Origin of the sequence: Acinetobacter sp. YH12072, assembly GCF_013419565.1 — a bacterium.
Taxonomy (GTDB): domain Bacteria; phylum Pseudomonadota; class Gammaproteobacteria; order Pseudomonadales; family Moraxellaceae; genus Acinetobacter.
Genome location: NZ_VOZV01000002.1, coordinates 39,630 through 57,464, shown reverse-complemented (window position 1 = coordinate 57,464; position 17,835 = coordinate 39,630). Strand labels below are relative to the sequence as shown.

Annotated in this window: 16 protein-coding genes; 12 read left to right on the top strand and 4 right to left on the bottom strand. The window is 43.4% G+C overall.

Features of this window, described 5'->3' with window-relative positions; all coding sequences use genetic code 11:
• Positions 1-508: 508 nt before the first annotated feature.
• Positions 509-958: a bacteriohemerythrin gene (locus FTU19_RS01480; RefSeq protein ID WP_166136355.1), complete on the top strand. Its 450-nt coding sequence runs from the start codon at positions 509-511 to the stop codon at positions 956-958.
• Here the strand turns inward: FTU19_RS01480 and holA are convergent.
• From holA to FTU19_RS01460, 4 genes are all read right to left on the bottom strand, one after another.
• Entirely contained in the window at positions 955-1,953 is a 999-nt protein-coding gene (holA, locus tag FTU19_RS01475) for a DNA polymerase III subunit delta (RefSeq protein WP_180025121.1), read from the bottom strand. The two genes, FTU19_RS01480 and holA, sit on opposite strands and share 4 nt — an antisense overlap.
• A gap of 9 nt (positions 1,954-1,962) precedes the next feature.
• On the bottom strand, positions 1,963-2,496 hold the full coding sequence (locus FTU19_RS01470) for a hypothetical protein (protein ID WP_180025122.1): 534 nt from the start codon (positions 2,494-2,496) through the stop codon (positions 1,963-1,965).
• A gap of 283 nt (positions 2,497-2,779) precedes the next feature.
• Positions 2,780-5,401 carry a leucine--tRNA ligase gene (gene leuS, locus FTU19_RS01465; RefSeq protein ID WP_180025123.1) on the bottom strand — a complete coding sequence of 874 codons (2,622 nt, stop codon included), beginning with the start codon at positions 5,399-5,401 and terminating at the stop codon, positions 2,780-2,782.
• Between the two features lie 122 nt (positions 5,402-5,523).
• Entirely contained in the window at positions 5,524-5,874 is a 351-nt protein-coding gene (locus tag FTU19_RS01460; protein ID WP_180025124.1) for a DUF4124 domain-containing protein, read from the bottom strand.
• Positions 5,875-6,555: 681 nt separating this feature from the next.
• Between FTU19_RS01460 and FTU19_RS01455 the strand changes: the two genes are divergently transcribed.
• From FTU19_RS01455 to hisS, 11 genes are all read left to right on the top strand, one after another.
• On the top strand, positions 6,556-8,283 hold the full coding sequence (locus tag FTU19_RS01455; RefSeq protein ID WP_166139073.1) for an acetolactate synthase 3 large subunit: 1,728 nt from the start codon (positions 6,556-6,558) through the stop codon (positions 8,281-8,283).
• Positions 8,280-8,771: an acetolactate synthase small subunit gene (gene ilvN, locus FTU19_RS01450; protein ID WP_004782091.1), complete on the top strand. Its 492-nt coding sequence runs from the start codon at positions 8,280-8,282 to the stop codon at positions 8,769-8,771. The genes FTU19_RS01455 and ilvN overlap by 4 nt, the downstream gene beginning before the upstream one ends.
• A 107-nt stretch (positions 8,772-8,878) precedes the next feature.
• Positions 8,879-9,895, top strand: coding sequence for a ketol-acid reductoisomerase (gene ilvC / locus FTU19_RS01445; RefSeq protein WP_005232140.1), 1,017 nt, complete (start codon positions 8,879-8,881; stop codon positions 9,893-9,895).
• Positions 9,896-11,053: 1,158 nt separating this feature from the next.
• Positions 11,054-11,605 carry a phosphatase PAP2 family protein gene (locus FTU19_RS01440; RefSeq protein WP_180025125.1) on the top strand — a complete coding sequence of 184 codons (552 nt, stop codon included), beginning with the start codon at positions 11,054-11,056 and terminating at the stop codon, positions 11,603-11,605.
• An 88-nt stretch (positions 11,606-11,693) separates the two neighbouring features.
• A complete protein-coding gene (iscX, locus tag FTU19_RS01435) occupies positions 11,694-11,894 on the top strand; it encodes a Fe-S cluster assembly protein IscX (RefSeq protein WP_005232138.1) in 201 nt (66 codons plus the stop codon).
• A gap of 109 nt (positions 11,895-12,003) precedes the next feature.
• Positions 12,004-12,435: a nucleoside-diphosphate kinase gene (gene ndk / locus FTU19_RS01430; protein ID WP_004782097.1), complete on the top strand. Its 432-nt coding sequence runs from the start codon at positions 12,004-12,006 to the stop codon at positions 12,433-12,435.
• Positions 12,436-12,556: 121 nt separating this feature from the next.
• Positions 12,557-13,792, top strand: coding sequence for a 23S rRNA (adenine(2503)-C(2))-methyltransferase RlmN (rlmN, locus tag FTU19_RS01425; RefSeq protein ID WP_159124113.1), 1,236 nt, complete (start codon positions 12,557-12,559; stop codon positions 13,790-13,792).
• A 41-nt stretch (positions 13,793-13,833) separates the two neighbouring features.
• On the top strand, positions 13,834-14,607 hold the full coding sequence (pilW, locus tag FTU19_RS01420; protein WP_373683619.1) for a type IV pilus biogenesis/stability protein PilW: 774 nt from the start codon (positions 13,834-13,836) through the stop codon (positions 14,605-14,607).
• Positions 14,598-15,383, top strand: coding sequence for a helix-turn-helix domain-containing protein (locus tag FTU19_RS01415; RefSeq protein ID WP_179992375.1), 786 nt, complete (start codon positions 14,598-14,600; stop codon positions 15,381-15,383). Before pilW ends, FTU19_RS01415 begins: the two co-directional genes overlap by 10 nt.
• 23 nt (positions 15,384-15,406) lie before the next feature.
• Positions 15,407-16,528, top strand: a complete 1,122-nt coding sequence (gene ispG, locus FTU19_RS01410; protein ID WP_004782104.1) for a flavodoxin-dependent (E)-4-hydroxy-3-methylbut-2-enyl-diphosphate synthase — start codon at positions 15,407-15,409, stop codon at positions 16,526-16,528.
• Positions 16,529-16,531: 3 nt separating this feature from the next.
• On the top strand, positions 16,532-17,827 hold the full coding sequence (hisS, locus tag FTU19_RS01405; protein WP_180025126.1) for a histidine--tRNA ligase: 1,296 nt from the start codon (positions 16,532-16,534) through the stop codon (positions 17,825-17,827).
• The last annotated feature ends 8 nt before the right edge of the window (positions 17,828-17,835 follow it).

Below are 17,835 nucleotides of genomic sequence, written 5' to 3'. Positions count from 1 at the left end.
TTCCACTGCCTGGTTTAAAAAAGCATATAAGATAAAACCTGATTTTATATAAAGGATTCATTGAACTACTCCTATTAGAGTTATCTTTTTTAGGTGAAATTTTATACGATTTAGCTATCCAAAAAATATTGATCATATGATGAATCAATTAAAACTTCATGGGAGTATAAAGTACTTCTCAGATAGACTGCATGCAAAAAGCTGGCCACTAAATTGCTGATAAAAATACGCCATTGTGCTGCTCAATATCATGGAAGTTTTTAATGATATTTGTTGTAAAAATAATTCTGCGCTAAAGCCAACCTCTTTTATTTTTTAATCTAATTTTTCGAATGATATGTTCTATTAAAATTTAAAAAATCTATGTTTTACATATAGATTTAAGCAAATAAAGTTTGTAATATTTAATTCCATAAAAAAAATATGGGTTTATTTATTAAGAGAATATGCTCATTTAATGAGCGGAAAAATAATACGACTTTACTAAGAAAATTAATGAGGTTCATAGATGGAATGGAATGAAAGTTACAATATTGGAATTGAGGTGATTGATCATCAACATCGCCAGATTCTGGACTATATAAATGCTTTAGAGCAGGTCAAAAGTACCGGAGATCGCGATAAAATCCGGGAGGTTTTAGATGATTTGATCGACTATACTCAGTCACATTTCAGCTTTGAAGAAAACCTGCTGGAACAGGTGAGTTATCAATATTTGCCTTCACATCGCGGCATACATGAATTATTTGTCAAAAAATTAAATGATTATCGTCTGAAGTTTGAGCAAGGTCAGTCCATTGAAAAAGATTTATATCGTCTTCTGTCCAAATGGCTCATCAACCATATTCAGCACGATGATCAGGATTATGTCGAAGCAGTACGGGACAATATGCTGAGCTACCTGCGAACGCAGGAGAAGAAAAAAGGTAAAGGCTGGTTTGCGCGTTTCTTTAGTTAGGCACTCGAGGATGCAAACAAGCTTTGACCGCACATTTCAGCAATGGCCTGCAAGATCAGATGTTCAGGGTTCTCTCTGGACATCCCTTTGATTGCAGCATCGATCCGGATCAAAAGCTGAGGCCAGCTTAAAAAGCGCTGTGGACTTAAACGACGCAAGGCTTGCTGATATAAGCTCACTTTAGTCTTCCAGATACCGATTTGTAAGGCATTTTGTGGCTGTTCAAATAATTGCATCAATAGACGCATTTCTTTGCTGATACTCCACAAAATCAGGCTCATCGGTTCACCTGAGGCAATCAGATACTGAAAGATCTTAATTGATTGTGCCAAATTCCCATTGAGCAAGGCATCACTCAGATCATAGGTGCTGTAACGGGACTGATCCTGCAAGCAGGCATATAGATGGTCAATCTGGATAATATCTACTTCAGCAAAGGTATCTGCTACGCGCATCAGGCTATTTTTGGCTGCCAGCAAATTGTGCTCATGATGCTGCTCTAGCCATTGCCAGGCGTCATTGGCCAGCTTAATTCCTAGTTTTTCCGCTTCAATTCCGAGGATCTGTTGACGATCTTTTGGGTAGTTGGCCACTAGCGATACATTTACGCCATTGGCATCAATGGTCTGGAAAAAGCTGGATTTCAGGCTGCTGGCATCCTGCTTCGGCATGACCACCAACAGCAGGTTATCACTGTCCTGTTGCAGATAGTTTTTTAACAGTTTGAGACCACTGGCATCCGGTTTGATATTGCCATGCACTTCAATTGCCAGTTGGCTAGAAAATAATGACAGGCTGTTTAAAGCATTGAAGACATTTTTCCAGTCAGAGGCAGAGCTAATATCATAACGCTGGCGTTCAACTTCACGGCTTTGCCAGCTGCTACGAAAGGCATCTACCAGATTCTGTTCCAGCAAAGGCTCCTGACCATGCAACACCCAGGCACCGCGAGCTTCATTGACACGTTTTAATGCCTGGAGGTAGTCAAGTTTCATTGGGTCGTCTTATTGGGCTGGTTGAGTCGAAGTTTCTGGTTTTGCCAATGGCAAACGATTCGAAGAAATTTGACGGGCAATCTGCTGGGCCACATCATCAATTAAGACCTGATTTAAGAATTTTTGTTCCTGGTCATCCGTATTCACGGTTTCAATATCATATTGATAGGTACGGGTCGCGATTATTGTACGAGGTTCAGTCACCGGATTGCCTTGTGCATCTTCGATTCGGAAAGTGACATTCAGGCGCAATAAGGTTTCTACCAGCTTGCCATTCAATTCTAGACGGCGAGGGGTGTAATCTAGGACACGTAAGACATAAGCATCAGGTGCATTACTCAGCTGTACTCCAGCAGCACCCAGGTAAACAGCCAGTTTTTCCTGAAGATCTTCAGTATTGTCAGGTAAGGCCAGACTCATGACTGAGTAAGCTACAGGTGCGGAACTCGGATTGGTTCCTTTTAAATGAAAGCCACAGCCAACGAGGCCTGCACTTAGACCACAAGTTAAAACAATTGCTGCTAAACGTTTGCCTAAATGCATGAGTATCCTCTTTTTCCCTCAGGGAAATATTTGAAATCCTGAACCGGATTGTAAAGTCAAAGCCCGTTGGCTGGCAACGGGCTTTGTTTGGAATTGTGAAATCCTTTCCCTCATCCTAACCTTCTCCCAAAGGGAGAAGGAATTTCCCTCTTCTACAAGGAGAGGGTTAGGGGGAGTTTAATTGAGTCCCTCCCGACCTCCCTTTAAAAAAGGGAGGAGACTTCATTTTTTTATTTGAAGTGGGAAGTCCCCCTTTTGTAAAGGGGGATTTAGGGGGATTAAATTAAACCACCAAGTTCACTAACTTATTCGGCACCACAATTTCTTTCTTGGTTGGACCAGTCAAGAATTGCTGAACTTCAGGCAAGGCTTTGGCTTGTGCAAGAATGTCTTCTTTAGATGCATCCACAGAGACTTCTAATTTTCCACGAAGTTTACCGTTCACCTGAACCACAATGGTTTGGGTATTACGAGTCAATGCAGATTCATCCACTTGTGGGAACTGCGCTTGAGTTAACTCGATTCCAAACTGAGCCAATAAAGTCTGACTTAAATGTGGTGCAAATGGTGCCAATAAAGTAAGAAGCGTAGTGATCGATTCACGTGCTACAGCAACGTCATTATCATCTTTCGCTTCAAACTTGTTGTTCGCATTTAACAGTTCCATCATCGCTGCAATGGCAGTGTTAAATGCATGACGACGTTCAATGTCATCACCCACTTTCTGGATGGTTTCGTGAGTCTTGCGGCGTAAATCTTGCGCAGCTGTAGAAAGAGCGGCTTTATCGAAGTCAGTCGCGGTATTACCTTTTTCAAGGAAACCGGTTGCCAAACGCCATACACGTTTCAGGAAGCGGTTTGCACCTTCAACACCGGCATCAGACCATTCAAGTGATTGATCAGGTGGGGCTGCGAACATCATGAACACACGTGCAGTGTCTGCGCCGTATTGGTCAATAATCGCTTGCGGGTCGATACCGTTGTTTTTCGATTTCGACATTTTTTCCTGACCGCCAACGATGACATCTTGACCATCACCTTTGTATTTCGCAGAAGTGATGCGACCTTTCTCATCACGCTCAAGTTCGATGTCGGCAGGGTTGAACCAGGTTTTCTTGCCTGATTCAGATTCGCGGTAATAGGTATCCGCAAGCACCATACCTTGAGTGAGCAAGTTAGTGAACGGCTCGTTACCTTGTACCACGCCTTCGTCACGCATCAATTTGTGAAAGAAACGTGCATAGAGCAAGTGCAGAATCGCGTGTTCAACACCACCGATGTATTGGTTGACTGGAAGCCAAGTTTGACCTGCTTCAGGTTTTACCATGCCATCAGTAAAGTCTGGAGATGCATAACGTGCATAGTACCAAGATGATTCTACGAAGGTATCCAGGGTATCTGTTTCACGACGCGCGTCACCACCACAGCATGGACATTTGGTTTCGTAGAATTCAGGCATCTTGTTCAGCGGGTTACCTGAACCGTCTGGCACAACATCAGTTGGAAGTACCACAGGCAGTTGATCTTCAGGTACCGGCACTTGACCGCACTTGTCACAGTTGATCATTGGAATTGGACAACCCCAATAACGCTGACGAGATACACCCCAGTCACGTAGACGGAATTGAACTTTTACATTCGCAAGACCTTGTGGTTCAAGTTTCGCCAAGAATGCATCAAACGCACCTTGGAAGTCTAAACCGTCAAATTCGCCTGAATTAACCAGTTTACCGTCTTTAGAGCCGTACCATTCTTGCCATTGAGTTGCGTCAAAGTCTGTATCTTCTGCACCTTTGGCATCAATCACTTGCTTGATGGTTAAGCCATATTTATTGGCAAATTCGAAGTCACGTTCATCATGTGAAGGCACCGCCATCACCGCACCTGAACCGTAAGACATAAGAACGTAGTTTGCGATCCAGACTGGAACTTCTTCACCTGTTACAGGGTGTTTCACAGAAAGACCTGTTGCCATGCCTTTCTTCTCAGCAGTCGCAAGATCCGCTTCTGCCACAGAACCCATACGGCATTCTTCGATGAATGCTTGAAGCTCAGGATTATTTTCCGCAGCTTTTAACGCCATTGGGTGTTCTGCTGCAACTGCAACATAAGTTACACCCATCAATGTGTCGGCACGCGTGGTAAATACAGTTAAACCGTCTGCATAGACTTCCGGATTCGCTGAAGGGAAGGTGATTTCCATACCTTGTGAGCGACCAATCCAGTTGCGTTGCATAGTCAGGACTTGTTGTGGCCAGCCGTCTTTCAGTGTTTCAAGATCGTCCAGTAATTCTTGCGCATAATCAGTGATGCGGAAGTAGTACATTGGAATATCACGTTTTTCAACCAATGCACCTGAACGCCAGCCGCGACCATTTTCAACCTGTTCATTGGCAAGAACTGTTTGGTCTACTGGGTCCCAGTTGACTGTAGAAAGTTTACGGTAGATCAGGCCTTTTTTATAAAGCTGAACGAATAGCCATTGTTCCCAGCGATAGTATTCTGGTGTGCAGGTGGCAAATTCACGATCCCAATCTACAGACAGGCCAAGTTTCTTCAACTGATTACGCATGTAATCAATATTTTCGAAAGTCCATTTTGCAGGAGCGACCTGGTGTGCAATTGCAGCGTTTTCCGCAGGAAGACCGAAAGCATCCCAACCCATGGGTTGTAATACAGTTTCACCTTTTAAACGGTGAAAGCGGCTGATCACGTCACCAATGGTATAGTTACGCACATGACCCATATGCAGTTTGCCACTTGGGTAAGGGAACATCGAGAGGATATAACGACGTGGACCTTCTACAGTGTCGGCAACTTTAAAGGCTTTGCGAGATTCCCAGTCCTGCTGGACTTGAGGTTCAATCGCACTGGCTTGATATTCTGAGTCAATGTGAGTAGTCATATACGTAATACAAGAGAACGGTTAAAAAAAATATAAGGCACAGCATAGCGCAAAATGCACCTAAAAGTGAATTTTGCGTACGGGATTCTGCAGGAAAAATCTAAATTGGCAGACGAGTATGATTAGAAGGCTACACGCTCAGACTGACCACGTTGTAAAGCTTCATTGGCTTCACGCTGTTGCTGCTCATTTTCAGAAACGACAGGCACAGGTGCAGATGAGTTTGAGTTACCCGTTTCGGTCTGGTTCTCATTTTCGGTTGTTCTTGCTGGGGTAGGCGCGGAATTGTTCCAGCCATAGGTTTCTACTTTGCTTTTGTGCTTGGCATTTTTAGGAGGCGGGGTTTTAGTGTAGTGAGTCACGCCTTTGGCATCGACCCATTTATAATATTCAATCGCTAAAGCAGAGCTGCTTGCTACACCTAAAACAAACGTAGTGGCAAAACTTAATGCGGTCAGGAAAGATCTTTTCATGAGTAAAAGTCCTGAAAATTTCAAGCGGTTAAATAGGGTTGTTATTGTAGAGAATTTTTTGCCATAAGATGATTTTTAATTCAATTAATTTTGTGATCAGTAGTGATCTTAATGTTTTGAGCTGATACCTAAAAAGAGTAATTTTATATAAAAAAAATTTATTTATAAACAGTTGCATTGAATTTCTTAAAAATTCATTCAATTTTTTTATATAAGACATATTAAAAATTTATAAAATTAAAGTTTTAAGTATATGAAATTTATTAATTTAAATTAGAATTTTAAAGCTAAAAACCAGAGTTAAAGTCGAAATTGCCTGTAAAAGCAGCAAATTTTAGACGTATAAACAATAATAGCCTGTTTTTTAAACTTGACTTTAAAGGCTGAAAACACAAGAATGCAGCAATAGTTTTATATGCCTTAGATCGATCACCCTTCGAATAAGTGTCATGTCATGCAATGGGCAATTTTTCTAGCCGAAAAATTGAACAAAGCGAACAAAATATGTTTACCCCAACATGTTTTAGATCTTGTATTGCTCGAACAGCAGGTAGATCGGATTTTTTATTCCTATTGCTTTGAAAACTATGAAATTTGTGTGCTATAACAGTGCAGACAGTTAATGAATGAACACTGCAAATGCCTCCCATTTGTGCAGTGAATAATATAGGGTGAATCACGTTGGAACTTCTATCTGGTGGTGAAATGCTCGTTCGCGCATTAGCGGATGAAGGCGTTGAACATGTTTTTGGATATCCAGGCGGCGCAGTACTGCATATTTATGATGCGCTATTTCAACAAGACAAAATTAATCATTACCTCGTACGTCACGAACAAGCTGCCGGTCACATGGCGGATGCTTACTCACGCGTAACAGGTAAAACTGGTGTTGTGCTGGTCACTTCTGGCCCAGGCGCGACTAATACCGTTACTCCAATTGCAACGGCTTATATGGACTCCATTCCAATGGTGATCCTGTCTGGTCAGGTTGCAAGCCATTTGATCGGTGAGGATGCGTTCCAAGAAACTGATATGGTCGGTATTTCTCGCCCAATCGTGAAGCACAGCTTCCAGGTTCGCCATGCCAGCGAAATTCCTTCAATTATCAAAAAAGCATTCTATATCGCGTCATCTGGCCGTCCAGGTCCAGTCGTAGTTGATATTCCTAAAGATGCAACCAACCCGGCAGAGAAATTTGCTTACGAATATCCTGAAAAAGTGAAGATGCGTTCGTATCAACCACCATATCGTGGTCACTCAGGTCAAATCCGTAAAGCGATTGATGAACTGATTCATGCGAAACGCCCAGTCATTTACTCAGGCGGCGGCGTGGTTCAGGGCAATGCTTCAGCACAATTAACTGAGCTTGCACATCTATTGGGTTACCCGGTTACCAATACCCTGATGGGCCTTGGCGCATTCCCAGGCGATGATCCACAATTCATCGGCATGTTGGGTATGCACGGAACTTACGAAGCCAACATGACCATGCACAATGCAGACGTGATTCTGTGTGTAGGCGCACGTTTCGATGACCGTGTAACCAATAACCCGGCGAAATTCTGTCCGAATGCCAAAGTCATTCACATTGACATCGATCCGGCGACCATTTCTAAAACCATCATGGCGCACATTCCAATCGTGGGTGCAGTAGAACCTGTGCTGAACGAAATGCTGAACCAGTTGAAGCAAATGAATGTGTCCAAGCCAAATCCTGAAGCGATTGCGGCATGGTGGAAACAGATTGATGAATGGCGTCAGGTTCATGGCTTGAAGTTCGATGTACCGACTGATGGCTCAATGAAGCCTCAGCAAGTGGTTCGTGCTCTAGACAAAATCACCAATGGTGAAGCGATCATCACGTCTGACGTTGGTCAGCACCAGATGTTCGGCGCGTTACACTATCGCTACAAACGTCCTCGTCAATGGATCAACTCTGGTGGTCTAGGTACGATGGGTGTAGGTCTGCCATATGCGATGGCGGCGAAACTTGCATTCCCAGATCAGCAAGTGGTTTGTATTACTGGTGAAGCGTCTATTCAGATGTGTATCCAGGAACTTTCTACCTGTAAGCAATATGGCTTGAACGTTAAAATCCTGTGCCTGAACAACCGTGCCTTAGGTATGGTGAAACAGTGGCAGGACATGAACTACGAAGGCCGTCATTCTAGCTCTTATGTAGAGTCTTTACCTGACTTTGCAAAATTGATGGAAGCTTATGGTCATGTAGGTATTCAGATTGACCATGCAGACGAGCTTGAGTCTAAGCTAGAAGAAGCGATGGCAATCAATGATAAGTGCGTATTTATTAACGTAATGGTTGACCGTACAGAACACGTATATCCAATGCTGGTTGCGGGTCAATCGATGCAGGATATGTGGTTAGCAAAAGGGGAGCGCACGAAATGAGACATATTATCTCTGTACTCGTAGAAAACGAAGCAGGCGCGCTTTCTCGCTTGGTGGGTTTATTCTCACAACGCGGCTACAACATTGAAACATTGAACGTTGCGCCAACTGAAGACCCAACACTTTCACGTCTGACTTTGACGACTTATGGTGATGATCACAAGATCGAACAGATCACCAAACAGCTGAACAAGCTGGTAGAAGTGGTTAAAGTGGTGGATCTGTCTGAAGGTGCACACATTGAACGTGAGTTGATGCTGATCAAAGTGAAAGCTTTAGGTGCAACCCGTGATGAAATCAAACGTACGACCGATATTTTCCGTGGTCAGGTGGTTGACGTAACACCAACAACTTACACGATTCAAATCGCGGGTACGACTGAAAAAATCGACGGTTTTATTGATGCATTAGCAGAAAACACGATTTTGGAAGTGGTGCGTTCAGGCGTATCAGGTATCGCACGCGGCGAAAAAGTACTAACCATCTAAATTTTTTAAATTATTTCCTCATTCTAATAAGAAGGGGGCTTCAGGCAATGTGATCAAGGATCATTGCCTGATGAAACGGACACACAAGCATTTAAGCGGAGACAGCAATGCAAATTTTTTACGATAAAGACTGCGACTTATCTATTATCCAATCTAAGAAAGTAGCAATCATTGGTTATGGTTCACAAGGTCACGCACACGCGCTTAACCTTAAAGATTCTGGCGTTGACGTAACTGTTGGTCTACGCGCGAATTCTACTTCTTGGAAAAAAGCTGAAAACGCTGGTCTTAAAGTTGCTGAAGTTCCTGCTGCTGTAGCTCAAGCTGACGTAGTCATGATCTTGACTCCAGATGAGTTCCAAGCTCAACTTTACCGCGACGTGATCGAGCCAAACATCAAAGAAGGCGCGACTCTAGCATTTGCTCACGGTTTCTCTGTTCTTTACAACCAAGTTGTTCCACGTAAAGACCTGGACGTAATCATGGTTGCGCCTAAAGCTCCTGGTCACACTGTACGTTCTGAATACCAACGTGGTTCAGGTGTTCCTGACTTAATCGCGATCCACCAAGATGCTTCTGGTAATGCTCGTAATGTTGCGCTTTCTTACGCTTCAGGTGTAGGTGGTGGCCGTACTGGTATCATCGAAACTTCTTTCCGTGAAGAAACTGAAACTGACCTGTTCGGTGAGCAAGCGGTTCTTTGTGGTGGTGCTGTTGAACTGGTTAAAATGGGCTTCGAAACTCTGGTTGAAGCTGGTTATGCGCCTGAAATGGCTTACTTCGAATGTCTACACGAACTTAAACTGATCGTTGACTTGATGTTCGAAGGCGGTATCGCTGACATGAACTACTCAGTATCTAACAATGCTGAATACGGCGAATACGTAACTGGCGTTGAAGTAATCAACGAACAGTCTCGTGAAGCAATGCGTAATGCGCTTAAACGTATCCAATCTGGTGAATATGCGAAGATGTTTATCCAAGAAGGTGCGTTGAACTACCCATCTATGACTGCTCGTCGTCGTCAAAACGCTGCACACGGTATTGAACAAACTGGTGCTAAATTGCGTGCAATGATGCCTTGGATCCAAGCAAACAAAATCGTTGATAAAGAGAAAAACTAATTTCTTGGATCATTTGATTTGAATGCGAAAACCCACTCACTAGAGTGGGTTTTTTTATATAGTCGAATAATAATTTAAATAAATATAAAAAGATAAGATGAAAGATCGAACTGAATTTTTAATATAGAAAATCATATCTATGTTTGGATTGAAGTAGGAGCAGGTGATCAAGAGTTTGAGCAATATGCATTCGAATTAAAAAATACCAAAACTTCATGGCAGCAAATCCAAACGATTATTTATCGTGATGTATTGTGGGGGTAGTTGGCTTTCATTAAGTTTGTGGTTAGCTGTCTTAATTTTAATTTTATTGCTTGGAGCAGCTTTGTTGGTTGACTGGGGATTTGAAGATAAAAGGTTATCTCAAAAAATAAATCATATTCAAAAATGGCAACTATTTTACAAGTTGAATTCATTGGCATGGATCAGGTATTTAATCGGTTATTGGTTGAGCATAAGTATAGTAAAGAAATTGAAAAGGTAGATGGAACAGACATAAAGCATCAGCAAGTTTGATAATGTAAGAAATGCTAAGCTCCCATAAATCAATTCATAAAACAGTCACACCCGAGCCCCATACTTAAAAGTATAGATAGTTATATCTCATTAACTTTTAAATGCTTGGAAATAGCCGAATTTTGAGTAAGAGCAAGGCAAGAAGCGGCTTACAGATACATTTTCACCAAAGTCTTGTGCGCTATAACTGCACTATACTCAAAACACATTCGATCCTTCTCAGGTTTTGTTAAAGGCTAGTATTCTCAAAGAATGAATTGAATGTAGTGATCCAGACGTATTTCAATGAATGCCAGTATACATAAATCATCTATTAACAGTTCAGATAGGTCGGATTGAAAGGTTAGAAAATATAGTGCAGGAGGCGATGGCCAGCGGTGGAGCAGTGATCGCTAATGATCATGGATGTACTTGTTTACAGCTGCAACATGATCGGAAAAGTTGGCTGATTGGGTTGGGATAGTAGTAAGAATTCATCTTTAGATGTCTGAATTAAGCGATTTATAACGATTACAGAAGGATGCGGACATTAACAAACTAAAAAGGTGAATAGCGATTATCTCATGTGTCAATTTGAACAAGCTCTATTTTTCAGTCGTGCAAAACCTGAAATACAGGGCATAAAACAATAAGAGCTCTACAATGAAATTTCAGAATGCAAAACTAAAATTTTTAGAAATTGATTTAAAAGGCTGTATTTATCTTAATCATTTTTCACATTCAGAACGCATTGCAGCTTTTTTTAAAATCATTAGCCGGTTGGGCAATGGCGTATTCTGGTATTTGATGCTAATTGCCGTCTGGCTGATTCAGGGCCTGATGTATACCTTGCAGATTGTTTATCTGGTGTTTGGCAGTATGATCGGAACCTTAATTTATAAACTGTTAAAAACTAAAACAGTACGTCCACGTCCTTATCAGGTGCATCAGGTGATTCGGCTCTGTGAGCATCCGCTGGATCATTTTAGTTTTCCTTCGGGACATACCTTGCATGCAGTGATGGTGACCATTGTGCTGGGCTATATCGTACCTTTTTTGCTGTTTTTAATGTTGCCATTTGCCATTCTGGTCGCGATCTCCCGAATGGTTTTAGGCTTGCATTATCCAAGTGATGTGGCGGTAGGAGCCATATTGGGCGCGCTGGTGGCCACCATGATTGTATTTACGGCACCTTTTTTTAATATCATGTTGTAAAAAATCACGAGATGATCTGGCAAAGGCTCGCAGAATTTTGCAGATTTGCTAAAGTACTACATCACAGTAAATAGGCTTAGGAATAGACATGGGTTTACGTTGGACTGATACCCTCGATATCGCGATTGAATTGTATGAAGCGCATCCAGACGTGGATCCGCAATGGGTTCGCTTTACTGACCTGCATGCCTGGGTATGTGCACTTCCTGATTTTGAAGATGATCCAACCAAATCAACCGAAGGGCTTCTGGAAGCCATTCAAATGGCATGGATTGACGAAGCACGTTAATTGCCAATTGAAAAAAGCAATTTTTTTACAGTTTAAAGGCAGAAAAAAGTCCATTATTCGGTATAATGCGGCAAATTTTCATGTCAACAATTGACTTAAGGAGCCAATCATGGCTATTGAACGTACATTATCTATCGTAAAACCAGACGCAGTTGCTAAAAACCACATCGGTGACATCTTTGCTCGTTTCGAAAAAGCAGGTCTTAAAATCGTTGCGACTAAAATGAAACACCTGACTCAAGCTGAAGCTGAAGGCTTCTATGCTGAGCACAAAGAACGTGGTTTCTTCGGTGACCTAGTTGCATTCATGACTTCTGGTCCAGTTGTTGTTTCAGTTCTTGAAGGCGAAAACGCTGTTCTTGCTCACCGTGACATCCTTGGCGCGACTAACCCTAAAGAAGCCGCTCCTGGTACAATCCGTGCAGACTTCGCTGTAAGCATCGACGAAAACGCTGCTCACGGTTCTGACTCTGTAGCATCTGCTGACCGCGAAATTAACTACTTCTTCGCGCAAACTGAGATTGCTCCACGTACTCGTTAATACGCAGTATTCAAACCAGATAAGTGTTATTATACTTATCTGGTTTTTTTATTCTCTGAATAATTCTTTGCTCAGATATTGAGCTTCTCCTTTCATCTTTAGACATGGTTTAGGTATACACATGAGTACTGAAGTGGTCGCTACATCAGCAGTTTCTGATGCACAGCAACAATCTCCGTCCACTCCTGCACAGCAAAATTCTGTGGAAAAAGTGAACTTACTAGGCATGTCACGTCCGCAAATGGAAAAATTCTTCGAAGATATGGGCGAGAAGAAGTTCCGTGCCGGTCAGGTGATGAAATGGATTCATCAGTATTTCGTGACTGATTTTGCCGAGATGACCAATATCTCGGGCAAGCTGCGTGAAAAACTGGAAAAGATTTGTGAAATTAAAGCGCCAGAAGTGGTGCATAAAAACTATTCCAAAGACGGTACCCGTAAATGGGTGTTCCGTGTCGGTGATGGTGACGGTTCTCTGGTTGAAACCGTGTTGATTCCGGCAGAAGACAAAACCGGCTCACGTAAGACCCTGTGCATTTCTTCACAAGTGGGCTGTGCCCTAGACTGTTCATTCTGTTCAACCGGTAAGCAAGGTTTCCAGCGTGACTTGTCTCAAGCTGAAATCATTGGTCAGTTATGGATGGCCAACTACTCCTATATGGAAGAAGTGCCTGTGGCTGAGCGTGAGCGTTCAGTGACCAATGTGGTGATGATGGGCATGGGCGAGCCATTGCTGAACTATGATGCTGTATTAAACTCTATGCGCATTATGCTGGATGATTTTGCTTATGGCATGTCTAAACGCCGCGTAACGCTTTCAACATCTGGTGTCGTGCCGAAAATTGACCAGTTGGCGCAAGATATTGATGTGGCTTTGGCGATTTCATTACACGCAACCAATGACGAGCTGCGTAATGAACTGGTGCCAATCAACAAAAAATATCCGCTAGAGCAGCTTATTGCCGCTTGTCAGCGCTACATCACTAAAGATGGTAATGAAAGTGCGCGTAAGCACGTGACCATCGAATACGTGATGCTGGATGGCGTAAATGACAAACCTGAACATGCCCAGCAGATGATCAAGCTGCTTAAAGATCTGCCAAGCAAGATTAACCTGATTCCATTTAACCCGTTCCCGCATGCGCCATATGGCCGTTCAAGCCGTAACCGGATTATTTCTTTCCAAAAAACTTTGTCTGATGCCGGTTTTGTGTGTACGATTCGTCAGACACGTGGTGATGATATCGACGCTGCGTGTGGACAACTGGTAGGACAAGTTGCTGACCGTACCCGTCGTGCGGAACAGTGGAAAAAGAAAATTGCGCAGTCCAATGAGATTATGCGCTCACAAGGATAACAAGAGGTCGCCAATTGAGTAGTCTGACATCTAAACTTGCTTTGGTTTCAGTAGTATGTGGGTCTTTGGTTTTAACTGCGTGTCAAACGCCAGATCTAGGTCAGAAGGATCCGGAAAAAGCCACCAAGGTTCGTACTCAGTTGGCGGTTGAATATCTTAAAAACGGTGATCTGGATTCAGCCAAACGTGCGCTGGATCAGGCACTGGAAACTAATCCGCGTGATTCGCAAGCCAATATGATGATGGGGGTGCTGCTTCAGCAGGAAGGCAGTAAACCTAATCTTGAAAAAGCCGAAGGTTATTTCAAGCGTGCAATTTCGGCAGATCCAAAGAATGCCCAGGCACGAAATAACTACGGCACCTATTTATATCAGCTTGAGCGCTATAAAGATGCGATTGAGCAGTTCGAAATTGCTGGCGCAACTTTAGGTTATGACCAGCGATTTCGTGCCCTTGAAAATATGGGGCGGATTTACCTGAAACAGGGGGATCTGGCGAATGCTGAAAAATCATTCAAACAGGCACTACAGGCTAATCGCGCTTCGTATATATCAATGTTAGAGTTGGCAGAAATTTTTTATCTGAACCAGCAGTTCCCGGCCGCGACTCAAATGTATGAACAGTTTGTACGTGGCGTGGGGCAGAAAAACCAGAGTGCCCGTGCGCTCTGGATTGGCATTCGCACTGCGCGTGCCAGTGGCGATCAGTTAGGCATGCAGGTTTTGGTCAATCAATTACGTGCATTGTTCCCTGAAAGCCCGGAATACCAACGTTATTTGCAATTACAGTACAGTACTGAGGCCGTATGGAAGTAAATCCTAATTCAGATTCGAATAATTCGAGCGTAGCTCCAAACGCGTTAGGAAATGTTCAGCGTCCAGGCGAGTACTTACGCAAGATTCGTATTAATCAGCAACGTGAGCTTGAAGACGTTGCCAAAGAACTCAATATTCCGGTAAAAACCCTGAATGCCTTGGAAAAGGATGATTATAAATCCTTGCCTGAAGCGACTTTTATTAAGGGTTATTACCGCACCTATGCCAAATATCTCGGTGTCGATGCTTCTAGCCTGATTCAGCGTTTTGATGAAATTTATGCCAATGATACCGGTATGGTTGCAACGCATGCTCTGAAAGATTCTCCAATCAAGATCATGGGTAAATTGCCAGGATCAAAGCGTGATCGTAACCGCAAATGGTTAAAACGCGGTCTGATTGCGCTGGTCGTAGTACTGATCTTGGGTGCACTGGTCGCCATGATCCAGAACTGGTCAGAAAGCAGTTCAAATAATGCTGAAGTTGCTGACACTTCTTCTGATGTTGAGATTTTGAATCTGGATGCCGGTGCTGCCATGTCCGGTGATCAGCTTAAGCTTGATTTTAGCCGTCCAACCTCTGTGCATATTGTAGATGCAGGCGGTAACGTGCTAGCCACTGGCCGTCAAGCGTCTACTATAGAGCTGAGCGGTGAAGCGCCATTCCAGATCCGACTGGATGATGCGACAGCAGTATCACTCAGTTTAAATAATGAAAGTATTGCATTGTCACCTTATACGGTTAACGGAAAAGCAGATTTCCGTTTATCACGTTAATGGTGAGCAGATAGGGCGAAATCATGATCGTAAATCCAATTCAGCGCCGTCCAACACGTAAAATCCGTGTCGGTTCTGTCTATGTCGGTGGTGATGCACCGATCACTGTTCAGTCAATGACCAATACTGAAACCTGCGATGTCGCAGCAACTGTTGCACAAATTCAGCGTTGTGTAGATGCAGGTGCGGATATCATGCGTGTCTCTGTCCCAAGTATGGAGGCAGCGGCTGCATTTGGTGAAATCCGTAAGCAAGTCGACGTACCACTGGTTGCAGATATTCACTTCGACTATAAGATTGCGCTGGCTGTTGCTGATCTGGGTGCAGACTGTTTGCGTATTAACCCGGGTAATATCGGTTCAGAAGCCAAGATTCGTGAAGTCGTGGCGGCTGCACGTCATAACGACATTTCCATGCGTATTGGCGTGAATGCCGGTTCACTGGAAAAAGATATTCAAAAGAAATATGGCGAGCCAACAGGTGAAGCATTGCTGGAATCTGCGATGCGTCATATCGACATTCTGGATCGTCTGAATTTCCATGAATTTAAAGTATCGGTCAAAGCATCAAACGTGTTTTTGACGATGGATGCCTATCGTCTGCTGTCTAAACAGATTGATAATCCACTGCACTTGGGTGTGACTGAAGCGGGTGTGTATCGTACTGGTTCAGTGAAATCAGCGATTGCTTTGGGTGGTCTGCTGATGGAAGGTATTGGCGATACCATGCGTATTTCTCTGGCAGCTGAGCCTGAAGAAGAAATCAAGATTGGTTTTGATATCCTGAAATCGCTGGGCCTTCGTTCTAACGGAATTAACTTCATTGCCTGCCCAAGCTGTTCACGTCAGGAATTTAACGTGATTAAAGTAATGCAGACCCTTGAAGAACGTTTGGAAGATGTCCGTGTTCCGATGGATGTGTCTGTAATTGGCTGTAAAGTGAATGGTCCGGGCGAAGCCAAAGAAGCCGATATCGGTGTAGTAGGTGCAAGTCCGCGCTCACTGGTGTATCGTAATGGTGAAAAGAGCCATTTAATCGATACCAATCAACTGGTTGATGAAATCGAATCAATGGTTCGTCAACGTGTTTCCGAGCTTGAAGAAGCCAAATCAAAAGAAATTATTCGCACAAGTTTTTCTGAGTAGATCATGAGTTCAATCGTCGCAATCAAAGGTTTTAATGACATTCTCCCAACGCAAACCCCAGCTTGGAGACGTCTTGAACAGCATCTGTCAGGTCTGATGGATGCCTATGGCTATCAACAGATCCGTTTGCCGATAGTTGAACAGACCAATCTGTTTAAACGTTCAATCGGTGATGCCACAGATATCGTTGAAAAAGAAATGTACACCTTCCTGGACAAAGGTAATCCGCCTGAGTCTCTGACTTTACGTCCTGAAGGAACAGCGGGCTGTGTACGTGCGATGCTGGAACATAACCTGCTTCGTGGTGCGACCCCGAAAGTCTGGTATATCGGACCGATGTTCCGTTATGAAAAACCGCAAAAAGGCCGTTATCGTCAGTTCCACCAGTTTGGCGTGGAAACATTTGGTGTGGCAACGCCTGATCAAGATGCAGAACTGATCCTGATGACAGCACGTCTATGGAAACGTATGGGCGTGGCTGACAAGGTGCAACTCGAACTAAATACTTTGGGCGAGTCTGATGAACGTGCGGCGTATCGTGCGGCACTGGTAGAGTTCCTGCAAGCGCATAAAGCGGATCTGGATGAAGATTCTCAGCGCCGTCTGACGACTAATCCACTGCGTATTTTGGATTCGAAAGATGCCAAAACTCAAAGTATCCTAGAAAATGCGCCTAAACTTCACGACTTTATGGGTGAAGAAACACTGGCACACTTTAACCAGTTGCAACAGTATTTGTCAGATGCCGGTATTAGCTTTGTCATCAATCAAAAACTGGTACGTGGTCTGGACTACTATAATAAAACCGTATTTGAATGGACGACTACCCACTTGGGTTCACAAGGTACTGTATGTGCTGGTGGTCGTTATGACGGCTTAGTCGGTCAATTGAAAGGCAAAGCGGATCAATCTGTGCCTGCAGTTGGTTTCGCGATGGGGATGGAGCGTTTATTGCTTCTACTGGAACAGGTTGAAGACAATACGCCAGTACGTGATTGCGAAGTATTCCTGGTTGCCGATCCTGCTTCTCAAGGTAAAGCACTGGTATTGGCCGAACAGATTCGTGATCAACTGGGAGCTGCAGGCAGTAACATTCGTCTGAAAGTCGGCTCACAAGGTTCAATGAAGTCCCAAATGAAAAAAGCCGATCAGGCCGGTGCTTTATATGCAGCCATTATCGGTGAGCGTGAACTTGAAGCACAAAGCTTTACGGTGAAAGAGCTGGCGACTGCAGAGCAATCTACTGTGCCATTTGCTGACTTTGTCGCATTTTTCAGTACTAAAATTTCTTCAAAATAATCGATAAA

What these genes read in the sequence shown, in the direction of transcription:
- FTU19_RS01480 (WP_166136355.1), top strand. Translation starts at nt 509, where the DNA reads ATGGAATGGAATGAAAGTTACAATATTGGAATTGAGGTGATTGATCAT.
- holA (WP_180025121.1), bottom strand. Translation starts at nt 1,953, where the DNA reads ATGAAACTTGACTACCTCCAGGCATTAAAACGTGTCAATGAAGCTCGC.
- FTU19_RS01470 (WP_180025122.1), bottom strand. Translation starts at nt 2,496, where the DNA reads ATGCATTTAGGCAAACGTTTAGCAGCAATTGTTTTAACTTGTGGTCTA.
- leuS (WP_180025123.1), bottom strand. Translation starts at nt 5,401, where the DNA reads ATGACTACTCACATTGACTCAGAATATCAAGCCAGTGCGATTGAACCT.
- FTU19_RS01460 (WP_180025124.1), bottom strand. Translation starts at nt 5,874, where the DNA reads ATGAAAAGATCTTTCCTGACCGCATTAAGTTTTGCCACTACGTTTGTT.
- ilvN (WP_004782091.1), top strand. Translation starts at nt 8,280, where the DNA reads ATGAGACATATTATCTCTGTACTCGTAGAAAACGAAGCAGGCGCGCTT.
- ilvC (WP_005232140.1), top strand. Translation starts at nt 8,879, where the DNA reads ATGCAAATTTTTTACGATAAAGACTGCGACTTATCTATTATCCAATCT.
- FTU19_RS01440 (WP_180025125.1), top strand. Translation starts at nt 11,054, where the DNA reads ATGAAATTTCAGAATGCAAAACTAAAATTTTTAGAAATTGATTTAAAA.
- iscX (WP_005232138.1), top strand. Translation starts at nt 11,694, where the DNA reads ATGGGTTTACGTTGGACTGATACCCTCGATATCGCGATTGAATTGTAT.
- ndk (WP_004782097.1), top strand. Translation starts at nt 12,004, where the DNA reads ATGGCTATTGAACGTACATTATCTATCGTAAAACCAGACGCAGTTGCT.
- rlmN (WP_159124113.1), top strand. Translation starts at nt 12,557, where the DNA reads ATGAGTACTGAAGTGGTCGCTACATCAGCAGTTTCTGATGCACAGCAA.
- FTU19_RS01415 (WP_179992375.1), top strand. Translation starts at nt 14,598, where the DNA reads ATGGAAGTAAATCCTAATTCAGATTCGAATAATTCGAGCGTAGCTCCA.
- ispG (WP_004782104.1), top strand. Translation starts at nt 15,407, where the DNA reads ATGATCGTAAATCCAATTCAGCGCCGTCCAACACGTAAAATCCGTGTC.
- hisS (WP_180025126.1), top strand. Translation starts at nt 16,532, where the DNA reads ATGAGTTCAATCGTCGCAATCAAAGGTTTTAATGACATTCTCCCAACG.